Source organism: Candidatus Roizmanbacteria bacterium CG_4_9_14_0_2_um_filter_38_17 (assembly GCA_002788855.1).
Classification (GTDB): domain Bacteria; phylum Patescibacteriota; class Microgenomatia.
The window spans coordinates 117646-133922 of sequence record PFSB01000006.1; the positions used below are offsets into that span (position 1 = coordinate 117646).

Annotated in this window: 14 protein-coding genes; all 14 read left to right on the forward strand. The window is 37.4% G+C overall.

Features of this window, described 5'->3' with window-relative positions; genetic code table 11:
- Positions 1-15: 15 nt before the first annotated feature.
- The 14 genes from CO050_01275 to CO050_01340 are packed head-to-tail and all read left to right on the forward strand — an operon-like array spanning position 16 to position 16258.
- On the forward strand, positions 16-609 hold the full coding sequence (locus CO050_01275) for an acyltransferase (protein PJC32110.1): 594 nt from the start codon (positions 16-18) through the stop codon (positions 607-609).
- A complete protein-coding gene (locus CO050_01280) occupies positions 609-1481 on the forward strand; it encodes a hypothetical protein (GenBank protein PJC32111.1) in 873 nt (290 codons plus the stop codon). The genes CO050_01275 and CO050_01280 overlap by 1 nt, the downstream gene beginning before the upstream one ends.
- Complete coding sequence (locus tag CO050_01285; GenBank protein PJC32112.1) at positions 1478-4564, forward strand: hypothetical protein; 3087 nt, start codon at positions 1478-1480, stop codon at positions 4562-4564. The genes CO050_01280 and CO050_01285 overlap by 4 nt, the downstream gene beginning before the upstream one ends.
- Entirely contained in the window at positions 4561-5973 is a 1413-nt protein-coding gene (locus CO050_01290) for a hypothetical protein (GenBank protein PJC32113.1), read from the forward strand. The genes CO050_01285 and CO050_01290 overlap by 4 nt, the downstream gene beginning before the upstream one ends.
- Positions 5970-7145 (forward strand): hypothetical protein, encoded by a 1176-nt coding sequence (locus tag CO050_01295; GenBank protein ID PJC32114.1) that lies wholly within the window; start codon positions 5970-5972, stop codon positions 7143-7145. The genes CO050_01290 and CO050_01295 overlap by 4 nt, the downstream gene beginning before the upstream one ends.
- Positions 7142-8032: a glycosyl transferase family 2 gene (locus tag CO050_01300; GenBank protein ID PJC32115.1), complete on the forward strand. Its 891-nt coding sequence runs from the start codon at positions 7142-7144 to the stop codon at positions 8030-8032. Before CO050_01295 ends, CO050_01300 begins: the two co-directional genes overlap by 4 nt.
- A complete protein-coding gene (locus tag CO050_01305) occupies positions 8029-9075 on the forward strand; it encodes a hypothetical protein (protein PJC32116.1) in 1047 nt (348 codons plus the stop codon). The genes CO050_01300 and CO050_01305 overlap by 4 nt, the downstream gene beginning before the upstream one ends.
- Positions 9053-10162: a glycosyltransferase family 4 protein gene (locus CO050_01310; GenBank protein ID PJC32117.1), complete on the forward strand. Its 1110-nt coding sequence runs from the start codon at positions 9053-9055 to the stop codon at positions 10160-10162. Before CO050_01305 ends, CO050_01310 begins: the two co-directional genes overlap by 23 nt.
- 11 nt (positions 10163-10173) lie before the next feature.
- Positions 10174-11256 carry a hypothetical protein gene (locus CO050_01315; GenBank protein ID PJC32118.1) on the forward strand — a complete coding sequence of 361 codons (1083 nt, stop codon included), beginning with the start codon at positions 10174-10176 and terminating at the stop codon, positions 11254-11256.
- A gap of 3 nt (positions 11257-11259) precedes the next feature.
- Positions 11260-11895: a hypothetical protein gene (locus CO050_01320; protein PJC32119.1), complete on the forward strand. Its 636-nt coding sequence runs from the start codon at positions 11260-11262 to the stop codon at positions 11893-11895.
- Positions 11896-11897: 2 nt separating this feature from the next.
- Positions 11898-13865, forward strand: a complete 1968-nt coding sequence (locus CO050_01325; GenBank protein ID PJC32120.1) for a hypothetical protein — start codon at positions 11898-11900, stop codon at positions 13863-13865.
- Entirely contained in the window at positions 13865-14416 is a 552-nt protein-coding gene (gene recO, locus CO050_01330; GenBank protein ID PJC32121.1) for a DNA repair protein RecO, read from the forward strand. The genes CO050_01325 and recO overlap by 1 nt, the downstream gene beginning before the upstream one ends.
- 25 nt (positions 14417-14441) lie before the next feature.
- Positions 14442-15809 carry a glycine--tRNA ligase gene (locus tag CO050_01335; GenBank protein PJC32168.1) on the forward strand — a complete coding sequence of 456 codons (1368 nt, stop codon included), beginning with the start codon at positions 14442-14444 and terminating at the stop codon, positions 15807-15809.
- The gene (locus CO050_01340) at positions 15806-16258 is read left to right on the forward strand and encodes a hypothetical protein (GenBank protein PJC32122.1); all 453 of its coding nucleotides are present in this window, start codon (positions 15806-15808) and stop codon (positions 16256-16258) included. The genes CO050_01335 and CO050_01340 overlap by 4 nt, the downstream gene beginning before the upstream one ends.
- Positions 16259-16277: the final 19 nt, after the last annotated feature.

Genomic DNA, 16277 nt, shown 5'->3' on the forward strand with positions numbered 1-16277 from the left:
ATCTTTATTAATTATATGAAAGATAAATATGGAGATAAATTAAGTTCAGGTGAGGTTCTACAAAAAGGAATGAATAGGATAGATGGTATTCTATTGGATCTAGAACTTATGATTCTACGCTGGATTGGGCACGTACCATTTCACAGTTTCCGTAAGCTCTTCTATAGACTTTCGGGTATGAAAATAGGCAAGGGCTCGAATATTCACATGTGGGCTTGTTTTTTTGAGCCAGCTGGAATATCAATAGGAGAAGACACAATTGTCGGAAATAATGTATTTTTAGATGGTAGGGCTCCGATCACTCTGGGCAATCATGTAGACGTTGCCGCGGAAGTAATGATTTATTCGTCCCAACATGATATTGATGATCCAAAATTCAAAGCAGTATTTAAACCAGTGAATATTGGAAATTATGTATTTATTGGACCCAGAGCTATTATTTTACCAGGTGTGACGATAGGAGAAGGAGCAATAGTTGCCGCGGGAGCAGTTGTGTCAAAAGACGTAGCTCCTTTTACTGTTGTAGGAGGTGTTCCGGCTATTAATATACGTGATAGGAAACTTGTGGACCCTCAATACATACTTGGACGTGCGCGTAATTTTCAATAATGGACCTTTCGATAATAATCTTAAGCTACAATACAGTAAAGCTACTAGAAGAATGTCTCCAGTCTGTGTTTTTCGGTCTGCAAAACTCTAATCTAAGATTTGAGCTTATCGTGGTGGATAATGCGTCAACCGATGACAGCGTAGCAATGGTAGATAAGCAGTTTAAAGCTGTAAAGCTCATAGAAAGCAAAAAAAATATGGGATATTCCAAAGCAAACAATTTAGCAGCTCGCAGGGCAAAGGGTAAATATTTACTTTTTCTTAATTCAGATATAGTTGTATTAGATAGTGCGATAGATAAACTTCATCGCTTTATTGATCAGAATGTTGATGCTAGTATTGCAGGAGGCAAACTGTTAAATACTGGTGGAAAATCAGCGCAACCTTCCTGTGGACCATTTTATTCATTACCTGTATCGTTTGGTGTATTATTCTTGCGTGGTGATCACTGGGGATTAACAAGATATTCACCAGACGTGGTTAAAAAAGTAGATTGGGTTTCTGGGGCTTGCTTAATGTTAGAAAAAGATATTTTTAATAAGATCGGTGGATTTGATGAATCGATTTTCATGTATATGGATGAGATAGATATTCTTTATAGGGCTTCTAAAAAAGGATACCGGACATACTTTTATCCCGATGCAAAGTTTATTCATCATGGAGCTGCAAGCTCAAAAAGCAATCGTGCTCCGGTAATTAATATATTTAAGGGTCTGGTGTATTTTTATAGGAAGCATCATAAGGGTGCAAACTTGTTGGTTCTTCAACTAATGTTATTGTTGAAAGGATTATTAGGTATAATAGTTGGTATGTTGGTGCGTAATAGGAATATGCGGATAAGTTATAAGCAAGCAATGCGGGAAGCAATATGATGAAAAAATGGCTAAATTGGTTAGATGACAATATCTTAAAAGTGGTGGTGGTTTTCTTGATTGCATTTATTCCACTGTATCCAAAATTTCCTTTATTAGATCTGAAGAATACCTGGGTATATATTCGTTGGGATGATATTGTAATTGCTCTTTCTAGTTTAATATTTGGTATTCAGGTTTTGCGTTGGAAAGTAACGCTAAAAACTCCTCTCACAAAGCCAATCGCTCTGTACTGGATAGCTGGATTGTTAACAACCATATATGCTCTGTTTTTTATTTTGGGAAGCTTGCCTCATGTTTTCCCAAACTTGTCAGTTTTGCATTACCTGCGTCGAATTGAATATATGGTGGTATTTTTTATTGCATTTAATAGCATAAAGTCAAAATCCGATGTTAAGTTGTATTTAATAACATTATGTTTGACGGTTTTTGCGATTATTATATATGCAGTAGGACAAAGATTCGCTGGATTTCCAGCAGTAATAACGATGAATGAAGAGTTTGCTAAAGGTAAGCTCCTTTATCTACCACCGACTGCGCGAATTACAGCAACATTTGCTGGGCACTATGATTTGGCGGCTTATATGGTGCTTGTTATTCCTGTTATATTGGCGGCAATATTTTCTGTAAAACGAATTAGTTTAAAGATAGGACTGACGCTATTATCTACATTTTCGTATATTGTGTTGCTGTTTACGGAGTCTAGAGTCTCAATCGCGGCATATTTTTTAGCGGTTAGTTCTACCATGATCTTTATGCGAAAGAAATTACTTCTTATACCGATATTAATTATAAGTTTTGTGCTAATGAATAATCTATCTGGCTCTTCTGAGAGATTATATAAAACATTTCGAATAAGAGATGTTGCTTTTAATATGGAAACAGGGCAACCTATAGCCGCAGTTGAGGATATAGACAAAGAAACAGGAATAGCTATTGCTGAATCACAGGAAGTTACCAAAGAAAGACTGCCGGTAGGATCAGGATTTATAGGATTACCTGGAGGAGGAGGAAGTGGAGGCGGAGGTAATAGTGCTGGTTCAGGTTTATTAAGTAGGTATGAGCCGAGCGAGAGAATTGAAGTTCGCCAATTAACATATAAAACATACGCTACTCAAGAGCTTGCGGCTACAGGTGGAGCAAAACTGGCGACGGTTTCTGGGAGGTTTTTGATACGCAAAGCTTTAGTTTATGACATTTCATTTACAACGCGATTTCAAGGTGAATGGCCACGAGCAATGGATGCTTTCCGTCGTAATCCCATCCTTGGTAGTGGTTTCTCTACCATAAGTCTAGCAACAGATAATGATTACTATCGAATGCTAGGGGAGACAGGAATCTTAGGAACCTTGACTTTTCTAGGGGTTTTCTTTGCCGCTGGAGTAGTGATTATGCGTAGCTATAAAAAAGTGGATCATAAGCTTTCTAGAAATTTTGCGTTAGGCATAGCTGGGGGGATTATTGGCTTAGCATTTAATGCACTTCTTATTGATGTATTTGAAGCTTCAAAGATTGCATACACACTCTGGATATTGATGGGGTTAGGATTGGGTGCTTTGGTGGTTAGTTATAAGGGTAAGTTTAATTATCTAAAGGAGCTAATAAGGTTAATCATCTCGAAACCTGTGTTAATTGTTGGACTTTTGACAATTGGTTTAGTTTCCTTTCTACCGTTTCTGAAAAATTATTTTACAGGTGATGATTTTACGTGGTTACGATGGGCAGCAGAAGATGGATTTGAGGATAGTTTGGCGTACTTTTTATATGCAGATGGGTTCTTTTATCGACCATTGCAAAAATTGCTGTATCTAGTGATGTTTAATGTTTTTTGGCTGCAGCCTATGGGGTATCATTTCGTGAGTCTAGTGGTTCATCTTACTGCAACTGTAGGAGTGTATTTATTGAGCGATCAGCTTATAAAAAACAGGCGCTTAGCCCTTGTTCCAGCCTTTATTTTTCTTTTTCTAGCAAGTAATTCAGAGTCCATATTTTGGGCTTCTTCACTGGGTAATATGTTAGCTGTGATGACTATGGTGTGGTCTACCTATCTATATAGTCAGGCAAGATTACATAATAAAATATTCCTGGGTGTTTTGGTGTTTGTCTTAAATATTATTGCAATGCTGGCCTATGAGGGAGGGATTACGGCTCCACTATTATTAGTTTTGTGGGAGTTAATATATGGAAGTCGTAAGATATGGCGTTTAATACCTAACTTGTTATTAATGCCAGCGTATGTAGTAGCGAGATATTTTGCTTCTGCGCATGGGTTAGCTGGTGACTATAACTATAACTGGTTAAAATTACCAGTTAATGTTGTTGGTAATGCCTTGGCGTATCTAGTTATGTTTGTGACGGGACCACGCTGGGCAGGTGATTGGTTTAATAGCCTAAGATATCTTTTAAATAGCGAGGTTAAAACAATGATAGCTGTTACAGTCCTAGTTGCAATGTCTGGACTGATATTTATTACTGTGATGATTAGACGCAGACAGTATGTTCCTAAGCTACTTTTGTTTGGAATTGGATATTCCATTATTGCTCTAATGCCATTTTTAGGATTGGGTAATGTTAGCATAAGGTATAGTTATTTGGCCGCACCTGGCTTTGCAATAGTATATATCTATGTTCTTAAGATGGCTTATGATCAGCTTAGAAAAGTTAATTTTTTGCTTGCAATAATTGTCACAAGTTTTATATTTATTGCGACACTTAGCTTTAATTATCGACAGCTTGGAGAGTCTAATAGGGACTGGGTTCAGGCTGGTGAGATAGTCCAGAACACTCTGTTGAGTTTGAAGAATAAATATTTCCCTTTTGCTAGTAAAGGACGTTTTTACTTTGTAGATAGACCAATTCGATATGGTACAGCTTGGGTGTTTCCAGTTGGGTTAGCTGATGCTTTTTGGCATAGTTGGCAAGATCCACGTTTAGAAATCCACGAAGTTTCTTCAATTGGCGAGGGATTTAGACTTGCTGATACTGCGGGTAATTCATATGTATTTATCTTTCGCGATGGAAAAATAGAATTGGTTAAGCATGAAATAGTGAAATTTGAAAAAGAGTTTGTTATTGTTGAATGAAATACAGGATAGCGCTGCTAATAATTCTAATTTTGGCGGTGGTATTGAGATTACGCGGAATAAATAGTCCGGTTGCAGACTGGCACTCTTGGCGTCAGGCAGATACCGCAGCTGTAGCGCGAAACTTTGAGAAGTTTGGAGTCGATGTTCTTCATCCTCGTTATGATGATTTGTCTAATATATCCTCTGGTCTGGACAATCCGATGGGTTGGAGAATGGTGGAGTTTCCTATCTACCAGTTTGTAGCAGTTGGCTTAAAACAAGCGTTTGGTGTATGGTCAATTGAGGTATGGCTCAGATTAATAAGTATATCTTTCTCAACTGGATCTGTACTGCTGATTTATCTTCTTGGGGTCCATGTGGTAAATAAACGAGTAGGACTGATGTCTGCATTAGGCTACGGAGTTTTTCCGTACTCTGTATATTATGGTAGAGTAATTTTACCTGAAGCAACAGCGGTCTTCTTAGCATTGCTATCTATTTACCTTTTAATTCGTGTGAAGAGTAACTTAGTAGCAGTGATTTCATCTGGGGTTGTTGGAGCACTTGTGCTACTGGTTAAGCCAACAGCTGCTTTTATCATGTTGCCGATGATATATTTTGCTTGGGTTAGATTTAAAGGTATTAGGGGTATCTTTTCAATTTGGCCATATCTTTTGGCTATCTTAATGTTTGTTCCATTTATCTGGTGGAGAAACTGGATAGCTTCATATCCCGAAGGTATTCCCGCGAACATGTGGTTATTAAATGGTGATGGAATCCGATTAAAAGGTGCGTGGTTTTACTGGTTATTCGGAGAGCGAATAGCTAAATTAATACTTGGATACTGGGGAGTTGTTCCTCTAGCAATGGGAGTTTTGTGGATGCTAACTAATTCAAAACTAAAGCCATTGCTCTGGTTTGTAGTGGGGGCTGGAATATATCTGGTTGTATTCGCAACAGGTAATGTTAAGCACGACTATTATCAAGTGATGATATTGCCTGCTCTTTTCTTTGCTGTGGCTGTAGGTATTGAGTATCTTATAAAAGATAAAAAAACCTATGTCGAGCGATTTGTTTCTTACGCTTTTGTAATAGTTATTATGGGATTGTCAGTAGTTCTTTCTTGGCACGAAATTCGGACATATTACTGGATTAATAATATGAAAATGGTTGAGGTGGGTAAAGTGGTTGATAATTTATTGCCCAGCGATGCAAAAGTCATAGCACCGTACGGTGGAGATACGGCTTTTTTGTATCAGACTAATCGCGCGGGTTGGCCAATAGGGTTTGAAATAGAAGATAAAATAGAAAAAGGGGCAACTGCCTATGTTTCAATTGATCCATTAGATATAGAGCCTAGAACGCTTGCTGAAAAATATACAGTTGTTGAAGAAGGGGAAGGGTATATTATTATTTCGCTAAAATGAAAATTCTATTTGTCACTTATGATCTACCGTATCCACTTGATGCGGGAGGAAAAGTTCGTGCATATAACTTAATAAAGGAACTAGCTAAAGAGAATGAGGTGACATTGTTTTCTTACTACCGTGATAACTCTCAGCTAAGTTATGTGGATGAACTGCGTAAATACTGTGCTAACGTTCATCTCTTCAAGCGAGTAGCTGTATTTTCACTAAAGCATATAGTTAATACGATTTTGCATCCAAATCTCACTGCGCATATCTCACATTACTACCACTCCGGTCTTAGCCAAGAGCTGGATAAAGAATTACAAACTGGCATCTACGACCTACTACATCTGGAATCATTCTATACAAGTCATCTCTTGGGAGATTACAACGTTACCCAGGTTTTGGGCACAGAAAATATTGAATGGAAGATATATCAAGGGCATTTCGAGATGAAATCTTTTACTAGTAGATTTCCACTGCAACTGGAAGCTTTTCGAACAAGGATGTTTGAGCAGTCTAGTTGGAAAAAAGCCGACGCGTTACTTGCGGTTTGCCTGTCTGATAAGGCTACAATTAGCGAACATACTACGAAATCAGTGTACGAGATTCCAAATGGAGTGGATATTGATTATTTTTGCTACGAAAGTCCAACCATAGATATAAATAAGTTAAAGTTATTGTATGTAGGAGATTATGCCTATCTTCAGAATAGTGATGCAATTAGCTGGTTGTTAAAAGATATATACCCAGCAATAAGAGCCAAGTATCCTAATTCAACATTGACTATAGTTGGCAAGAATATTCCAGAGAATCTTGAAAAAAGCTATGGTGTAACTATCCAAAGAGATGTTGAAGATATTCGTGAAGTATATTCCGATGCAGATATGCTGCTTGCACCGCTTCGTATAAGCTCGGGAACTCAGTTTAAGATACTTGAGGCAATGGCTACTGGTGTAATTGTGCTTACAACGCCTACGGGGATACAGGGATTAAATGCTAAACCCGGAAAGGAACTTGTTGTATTTAAAGATAAGAGAGATGTAGCATTGGCAATAGAAAATATTCTAAAGTCTCAAAATACAGCTGAAGAGATGTCCAAAAGAGCAAGAGAACTTGTTGAGAAAGAGTATAGCTGGAATATGATAGGCTCAAAATTAAGATCAATTTATAAAAATTTAGTGAAATGAAATTGGCAGTAATTATTGTTAGTTATAATACAAAACCGTATCTTCAGAAGTGTTTAAAGACGTTAAGCAAGAGTAATTATCCTACTAAAGACTTATCTATTGTTGTGGTAGATAATGCGTCAACAGATGGAACAGTAGCGGAGCTTAAAGTGTTATTTCAAGATGTTACATGGGTTAAGCTGGATGAAAATACCGGATTTTCCCGTGCCAATAATATAGGAATTAAGCGAGCCGGTGAGGCTGATTATTATCTGTTTCTAAATCCCGACACAGAAGTTTTACCCAGTGGGTTGTCTAAGATGGTCAGTTATCTAGAAAGCAATCCAGATGTGGGTATTTTAACTCCGTATGTTAAATTAACAGATGGTTTAATTGACGATGCATGTCATCGGGGATTTCCAACTCCCTGGAATGCTTTTTGTCATTTTTCTGGATTAGCTTCGATGTTCCCACGCTCGTTGCTGTTTAATGGTTATCACTTAGGCTATAGGAGTCTAGATAAGATACACGAAATTGATGCGTGCGTAGGCGCGGCGATGTTAGTAAGAAAAAAAGTAGGCGAAGATATAGGCTGGTGGGATGAAGATTTTTTTTGGTATGGTGAAGATCTGGATTTTTGTTATAAGGCCAAAGAGAGAGGAAATAAGATAGTATTTAATCCCGATGTTGTAGTACTGCATCATAAGGGAGTATCTGGAGGAATTAAAAAGAAGTCTAGTAATTATTCAAACGTAGATAGATTGACTAAAAAAAGGGCACAGGAAGCAAGATTCGATGCAATGATTATTTTTTATAAGAAACACTATACTAACAAGTATCCCAAAATATTAACATTAATTGTTACTTCGTTTATTCGAATAATCAAAGTAATTAAAGTGGGTATATGAGAATTGGAATTGATACTCGCTTACAAAATGAGAGCGGTGTAGGTAGATACATACGGAATTTATTGCTTAATCTTAGGAAGCTTAATAGCGGCCATGAATATGTTTCAATTAGCCCAGATATTAAATGGCACTCAATTAAAGAGCAGCTTATAATGCCATTTTTATTAGGAAATAAATATAACTTGGTTCATTTTCCTTACTTCAATGTCCCTATTTTTTACTCTGGAAAATATGTGATGACTGTACACGATCTTATTATTAATACTTATGCTACAGGTAGAGCAAGTACGCTGAATCCAGTATTGTATTGGTTGAAGAGAATGGCATATTTATTGGTATTAAGTCTCGCGGTGAGACGCGCATGCAGAGTAATTGTGCCAAGTTTTGCTGTTAAAGAACAGTTGCTTCAAGCATATAATATAGGACCAGAGAAAATATCTGTAATATATGAAGGTGTTGATAAGAAACTAAGCGAAGCTACTGGAGGAGGAGATGTTTTAAATAGATATCAACTTAAAGGTCAGCAATATTTGTTATATGTGGGCAATGCATACCCACATAAAAATCTTGAAACTCTGCTTGTGACTTTTGATAAGATTAGAGAGGGTAATCTTAAGTTGATACTAGTTGGTAAGTATGACTATTTTTACAACCAGTTCATTGCTGCTAACATGAATAGAAATATTATTTTTACAGGATATGTTGAAGATAATGAGCTGGCAATTTTGTATAGAGAAGCTTTGTTACTTATCCAGCCTTCGCTAATGGAGGGGTTTAGTTTACCCACAGTCGAAGCAATGGCCAGAGGTTGCCCTGTTCTTTGCAGTGATATTCCTGTTCATCGTGAAATTTGTCTTGATGCTGCTTTATATTTTAAATCCCAAGATTCTCAAGATCTATATAGTAAGCTTATGGAGCTGATTGCAGATAGAGACAAACGTAATAATCTCATAGAAAAAGGTAAAGCTAGAGTAACAATATTCTCATGGGAGGATACGGCTGCTTTGACCCTTCAAACATATGAAAGTTGCTTTAGTTTATGATCGGGTAAACAAATGGGGAGGCGCTGAAAGAGTGTTGCTAGCTCTTCATGAGATTTGGCCAGATGCACCTTTGTTTACAGGTGTATACAATCCGCAGTCTGCGAAATGGGCTGATGTTTTTGAAGTTAAGCCCTCGCTGATAGATAAGTTAATATTTACTCGTACACGCCATGAGCTGTTTGCTTGGCTGATGCCATTTGGTTTTGAAAACTTTTTATTTGATGATTATGATCTAGTTATATCAGTAACTTCAGCTGAGGCAAAAGGTATTATAACTAAGCCCAAAACTCTCCATATTTGTTACTGTCTAACCCCAACTAGGTATTTATGGAGCAATGATAAGCAGTATCGAAATAGCATTCATCCAGCTATTAGGTGGGTAGCCGATCCTGTGTTAACGTACCTTAGAAAATGGGATAAAGTGGCTGCCTCACGACCAGATGCTTATGTTGCTATTTCAGAGTATGTCAGTAACCGAATAAAGCGCTACTATAATCGAGACTCAGTAGTTATTTATCCCCCCGTATCACAGCTTGCAGACACCCATTCCAGGAGCGTGATACACACTCCTGAAATGGGTAAGGGTTATTATTTAGTTGTTAGTCGACTTGTTAAGTATAAAAAAGTGGATTTAGCGATAAAAGCGTGTGAGCAACTAAAACACTCGCTTGTGATTATTGGAACAGGATCAGAAAAGGACTACTTGCAGAAGTTAGCTGGTAATAATACAACTTTTATATCTGACGTGAATGATGGTGAGCTGGCTGGTTATTATCAGAGTTGCAAAGCTCTCATAGCGCCGCAAGAGGAAGATTTTGGTTTGGTTGCCGCGGAAGCTCAGTCAATGGGTAAGCCGGTAATAACTTTTTATAAAGGTGGAGTTAGTGAAATTGTGAAAGACGGAGTTACAGGTAAGTATTTTAATAAGCAGACGGTTGCCTCGCTTATAGAAGCCTTGGCAGACTTCGATGCATCTGTGTATAATAGCAAAGAAATAAGAAGCAAAAGTAAAAAATTTAGTAAACTTAACTTTATGCGTAAATTTGAAAAACATTCGTTGAGTATGTTAAATACATACAATAGATAAATACTAAACATATGAAAGCAGTAATTTTTGCAGGTGGTGTAGGAACAAGATTGTGGCCGCTGTCTAGAAAAAAATCCCCCAAACAATTTGAGCAAATTGTAGGTAATAGCTCCACTCTTCAATTATCAGTTGAGCGTTTAACATCGAGTTTTACGCCTGAACAAATATATATATCTACAGGAATGCCATATGTAGATATGGTCTCGGATCAGCTTCCAGATATACCTAAAGATAATATTATTGGTGAACCTGAAATGCGTGATGTGGGTCCAGCTGTTGGTTTAATATCTGCGATCTTACGTAAAGATGCTCCTGGTGAGCCATTTGCAATATTATGGAGTGATCATTTGGTTAAAAATGTGAAGCTATTCAACCGTATCTTAGGAGTTGGTGGAAAATTAGTTGAAAAAGATAAAGACAGTATAGTCTTTATTGGTCAAACCCCACGCTTTGCTAGTGAAAACTTAGGATGGATAGAAAGAGATAAAAAACAAAATGAGATAGAGGGGATAGATGTATATGGATTTAAAAGCTGGAAATATCGACCAGATAAAGTTACAGCAGATAAGTTTTTCAAGAGTGGTAAACATCTCTGGAATCTTGGTTATTTTGTTACGACACCAGAGTTTTTACTTAAGCAGTATAAAAAATATGTTCCAGAAATGTACGAAAAGCTCCAGAAAATAGTCGAATTAAGAGGAAAAGCTGGGTATGAAAAAAGGCTTAAGGAGATATATCCAACTTTAGAAAAAATAAGCTTCGATAATGCAATCCTAGAAAAAATAGAGACTGGAAATAGATATGTAATCGCGGAAGACATCGGGTGGAGCGATGTGGGTGCCTGGGAGGCTTTAAAAGAGGCATTAGAGGATGAGCCAGGGCAGAATATAACTAAGGGGAAGGTTATTATAAATAATTGCAGTGATAGCTTAATATATAGCTATACGGGTCAGACCGTTGCGGCCATAGATCTTGACCATATGATGATTGTAAATACTGAAGATGTGCTCTTGATTTGTCCTAAAAAATCTACACCAAAAGTTAAAGAATTGGTGAATAGCTTAGTAGGCACGGATAATGATCATCTTACATAAATAATGTATCCCAAACTTAAACGCGTTTTTGATCTTGTTTGTACAACAATTTTAATGATTGTTTTTTTGCCCATTGCTTTGTTTACGGCAATTGCTATTAAATTGGATACAAAGGGTCCAGTCTTTGCAGATACCCCAGAGCGAGTAGGAAAAAATGGTGTACCTTTTAAGATGTATAAATTTCGTTCAATGATTATGGATGCTCATAATTTACTTAGAAAAGACCCCAAGTTGAGAGTATTATACGAGCAGTATAAAAAGAATAGTTACAAGTTGGTTGAAGATCCACGTGTAACAGTAGTGGGTAAGTTTATTCGTAAACATTCTGTTGACGAGCTTCCACAGCTAATCAATGTGATTCGTGGTGAGATGAGCTTAGTTGGTCCCAGAGCTTATTATCCTGACGAACTAAAGGATCAGCAAAAAAAATATCCACATACACAAAAATCTGTGCAGAAGGTACTTTCTATCAAACCAGGAATCACTGGTATCTGGCAGGTATCAGGTAGGTCTGAGGTGAACTTTGATAAACGAATTGCTATGGATGCAAAGTATGCAAGTAAACGATCATTGTTGTATGATATTTCTATTCTTCTTAAAACACCTTGGGCCATGATTGGTGGAAAAGGAGCGGTGTAAATATGGATTTTAAAAAAATAGAAATAAATAACCAACCAGAAGCTCAAGTTGAGACTAAAGGTTCAAGCAGAAGGAGACTTAAGGTGGGCTTTCCCAAGCTTAAATTCAGTAAAAAAACTGGAATAATCTTGACAGCTCTACTAGGAATTCCGCTTATATTACTAATTGTTTTGGGTGTAGTCGTGGGTATTCCAGCTCGCCAAATTTATGCAGATGCTAAAGTAGCTAAGGATCAACTTCAGGTAACCAATGCAGCTATAAAAAAGCAAAATCTCAAAGATGCTAAAGAAAGCTTAAAAGACTCCAAAGACAAACTTACAGTTCTTAATGCTTCTGTTAGTAAGCTTAACTGGTTTGGATCCCTACCAGTTGTTGGTGCCTACCAAAAAGATTTGAAAAGTTTGGTGACAGCGGGGATAGCAGCTGTTGAGGGAGGTCAAATTGCGGTAGATGCGATTGAGCCATATGCAGATTTATTAGGCTTAGAGGAAGGGACCTCATTTGTAAATAAATCTACCGAAGATCGCTTGCAAACAGCTGTGACGACAATAGGTAAACTGAGCCCAGCGTTAGATGAGATTGCAGGAAAATTGACTATTGTAAGAGATGAAATTGGGAGCATTGATCCAGCTAGATATCCAGAAAAGTACAAAGACCAGGAGGTAAGAGTTAAGATTGTAGACGCTAAGGCTCAAGTTAACGATCTAGCAGATCTGTTTATTGACGCGAAGCCATTTTTAACCGCGCTACCTGATCTAATGGGGGCAGACGAAGCAAAAACATATCTTTTCCTTTTTCAGAATGACAAAGAACTACGTCCAACGGGTGGCTTTATTACAGCCTATGCATACTTCCGGATGCACAAGGGTAAAATTGAGGTAATTCGCTCAGATGATATCTACAATCTAGATAATGCTAGACGAAAGAAAGTTGCCGCTCCTGAAGAGCTATTAAAATATCATAAAGAGGTCTATGAGCTAACCTTAAGAGACAGTAATTTATCTCCAGATTTTAGGGAATCAATGTTGTTATTTGAGGAGTTATATAGTGATGTTTCGGGTAATTTGGAGATAGATGGAATCTTTGCTTTAGATACGCATATGTTGGCAGAGTCGATGAAAATTCTTGGTCCGATAAATGCATATGGTACAACTTTTACAACTGAACCCGATGATCGTTGCGGTGGCTGTCCGCAAGTGGTGTATGAACTGGAGGAATATGCGGACAAACGAGTCGGCTATATACGAGAAAATAGAAAAGATATTATTGGAGTATTAATGTCCCAAATTATGCAAAAAGCGTTAGGAGTATCTCCTGGTCAGTACTGGGGTCGATTGTTCCAGATGACACTTGACGAAGTTGGGCAGAAGCATTTTATTGCATATTTCCATGATAAAGACGCTCAAGCAGGAGCAGAGGCACTTAACTTTGCTGGCAGGATAAAGGATTTTGATGGAGATTACTTGCATGTTAATGATACTAACTTTGCTGGAGCAAAATCTAATATGTTTACAAATCATACGGTTGAACAAGAAATAGATATTGCTAAGGATGGGACAGTTACAAAGACTTTAACCTTAAGTTATAAAAATACAGAACCAGGTTCTCCTGGTTGTAACTTAGAGCGCGGAGGCCTTTGTTTGAATGGATTGCTTAGAAACTGGGTACGTATTTACACACCAGAAGGATCCCAGCTTCTGGACTTTAAAGGTTCAGAGACCGATCCAGTGGAGAAGAATGAATTAGGAAAGACGGTTTTTGAAGGATTCTTTACAGTGCGACCTGAGGGACAAGCGCAGCTAAAAGTTTCGTATAAGTTGCCGTTTAAGGTGAGCTCTACTGAGGACTATAATATGTTAATTCAAAAACAAGCTGGTACAGAAGGTCATAAATATATTATTAAACTGAATGGTAAAATGGTTGAAGAGTTTGATCTTATTACAGATAAAGAACTTCAACTCACCCTCTAGTGGAATCCTTTAAAGCAGTAGCAGTTATTCTAAAGCGAACGAACTTTGGCGAAGCAGATAGATATGTTTCATTATTTACCCGGTCACGAGGTAAGCTTACAGGTATTGCAAAAGGAGTTAGGAAAATGACTAGCCGCAGAGCAGCTCATCTTGAGATATTTAATCAGTCGAAACTATATTTTTCGGTAAACAATGGAACATATTATATTAATGGAGTTGAGAGTATTAATAACTATCGAAACCTTAAAGAAAATGAAGCTAAAGTCCATTTGGCGTTTGCATTTTGTGAGTTGATTGAAAAAATATCTCCCGAAGGTGTTCCAAACAGAAAAGTATACGATGTGTTATTGCTGGCGCTTGATCACATAGATAAGCTATCTGAAGAACTTACTTTGTCTTACTGCGATAAGGTGATAGAAAGATTCTTTTTAAGAGTATTAACTGAATACGGATATATATCAGATACTATGTCAGTTGATGTGATGGAATATGCTCAACAAATCATTGGACGCAAGTTTAACTCAATTGAGGTAGCTAAACGTACATTATGATAGAATTCTTATCATGGATGATTTAATGAAAAAAATTGTTTCCCTGAGTAAGCGACGCGGATTTGTGTATCCTGGTAGTCAGATCTATGGTGGATTAGCTAATACCTGGGATTACGGACCGTTAGGAACTATGTTAATGAAGAATATTCGTGATAGTTGGTGGACGCTGTTTATTACTCAAAGAAGAGATATGTTTCCGCTTGATTCGGGAATTCTTATGAGTCCTAGGGTGTGGGAGGCTTCGGGTCACACTTCAACTTTTAATGACATGCTTATAGATTGCCGTAACTGTAAATTGCGTACAAGAGCAGACCATCTAATAGAGGAACACTTTGAAGAAAAAAAAGAAGAAATAAAGGTAGAAGGTTTATCTAGTCAGGACTTGGCAGATATTATTCAGAACCATGGAATTGTGTGCCCTAAATGTAAAAAAATAGATTGGACTGCTCCACGTGCTTTTAATCTATTATTTGAAACTAACATCGGTATTGTCCCAGAGAATCAGTCAAAAGCTTATTTACGAGGAGAGACAGCGCAAGGAATATTTGTTAATTTTAAGCAGGTCGTAGAAAGTATGCGCCCTAAATTACCTTTTGGAATAGGTCAGATTGGTAAATCATTTAGAAATGAGATTACCAAAGGTAATTTCGTGTTTAGAACTTTGGAGTTTGAGCAGGCTGAGATCGAGTATTTTTTTGATCCAGAACAAGATGACTGGAGAAAATTGTTTAATAGCTGGAAAGATAAAATGCAGACATTTGTAGTTGATGAATTAGGGATAGATAAGGCGAAGCTACGTTGGAGAAAGCATACAGATGATGAACGCTCGCACTATTCCAGACATACAGAAGATCTGGATTACAAGTTTCCGTTTGGATATAAGGAGTTATGGGGAATTGCCTATCGCACAGATTTTGATCTAAAGCAGCACATGGAGGAAAGTGGACAGGATCTTAGATATCTTGACCCCCAGACTAATAAAAAATTAGTACCTCATGTAATTGAACCAGCTGTGGGAGTAAATAGATTGTTTTTGATGGTTCTGGTTGATGCGTATACAGAGGAAGAAAAACGGACAGTACTAAAACTTAAGCCAAGCCTAGCTCCTTATGTTGCAGCTATTTTCCCTCTCTTGGGTAATAAGCCAGAATTAAAAGAAAAAGCAAAGGCTATATATGATAAGTTGCAAAAATATTTTAGCGTCACTATAGATGAGAGGGGTAATATAGGTAAAAGATATTTTGCTCAAGACGAGATTGGAACACCACTGTGCATAACTGTAGATTTTGAAACCCTTACGGACGGCGCTGTGACAATCAGAGAACGAGATACAATGGCGCAGAGTAGAGTTGCAATTGATAAAATAGTAGATTATATTAATGATATACTATGAAAAATTTAGTTATTGGAGTTGTGGTTTTGATTTTCTTGGTAATAGGCGGTTGGTTTCTATTTGGTAAAAATACCAATTCAGATATAGAATTGCTGTCAGAGCCAACAGTGACTCCAGCACTTGCCCCTATAGGAGATGAGGTTAGTGTTAATTTTGAACCAAATAAAGCCCGTACGAAGGCTACCCTTGTAATCAGTGGCTTAGATAAGGCGGGAGTTGAAAGTTTAGAATATGAAGTACTCTACGAAACATCTGGCTTAGTTAAAGGAATAAATTCTGGTAGTTCACCTGTTGAGGTGGATGTTAATGGTGAAGTTGAGCGAGAGCTGGACTTTGGAACGTGCTCTAGTGGAGTATGTAGATATGATAAAGAAATAGGCACTATTACGCTAATAATCCGCTTTAATACCAGCTCTGGCACCAAACTCTTCAAACAAGAATACAACTAACCCCAACATATAAAGATCC

What these genes read in the sequence shown, in the direction of transcription:
- CO050_01275 (PJC32110.1), top strand. Translation starts at nt 16, where the DNA reads ATGAAAGATAAATATGGAGATAAATTAAGTTCAGGTGAGGTTCTACAA.
- CO050_01280 (PJC32111.1), top strand. Translation starts at nt 609, where the DNA reads ATGGACCTTTCGATAATAATCTTAAGCTACAATACAGTAAAGCTACTA.
- CO050_01285 (PJC32112.1), top strand. Translation starts at nt 1,478, where the DNA reads ATGATGAAAAAATGGCTAAATTGGTTAGATGACAATATCTTAAAAGTG.
- CO050_01290 (PJC32113.1), top strand. Translation starts at nt 4,561, where the DNA reads ATGAAATACAGGATAGCGCTGCTAATAATTCTAATTTTGGCGGTGGTA.
- CO050_01295 (PJC32114.1), top strand. Translation starts at nt 5,970, where the DNA reads ATGAAAATTCTATTTGTCACTTATGATCTACCGTATCCACTTGATGCG.
- CO050_01300 (PJC32115.1), top strand. Translation starts at nt 7,142, where the DNA reads ATGAAATTGGCAGTAATTATTGTTAGTTATAATACAAAACCGTATCTT.
- CO050_01305 (PJC32116.1), top strand. Translation starts at nt 8,029, where the DNA reads ATGAGAATTGGAATTGATACTCGCTTACAAAATGAGAGCGGTGTAGGT.
- CO050_01310 (PJC32117.1), top strand. Translation starts at nt 9,053, where the DNA reads ATGAAAGTTGCTTTAGTTTATGATCGGGTAAACAAATGGGGAGGCGCT.
- CO050_01315 (PJC32118.1), top strand. Translation starts at nt 10,174, where the DNA reads ATGAAAGCAGTAATTTTTGCAGGTGGTGTAGGAACAAGATTGTGGCCG.
- CO050_01320 (PJC32119.1), top strand. Translation starts at nt 11,260, where the DNA reads ATGTATCCCAAACTTAAACGCGTTTTTGATCTTGTTTGTACAACAATT.
- CO050_01325 (PJC32120.1), top strand. Translation starts at nt 11,898, where the DNA reads ATGGATTTTAAAAAAATAGAAATAAATAACCAACCAGAAGCTCAAGTT.
- CO050_01335 (PJC32168.1), top strand. Translation starts at nt 14,442, where the DNA reads ATGAAAAAAATTGTTTCCCTGAGTAAGCGACGCGGATTTGTGTATCCT.
- CO050_01340 (PJC32122.1), top strand. Translation starts at nt 15,806, where the DNA reads ATGAAAAATTTAGTTATTGGAGTTGTGGTTTTGATTTTCTTGGTAATA.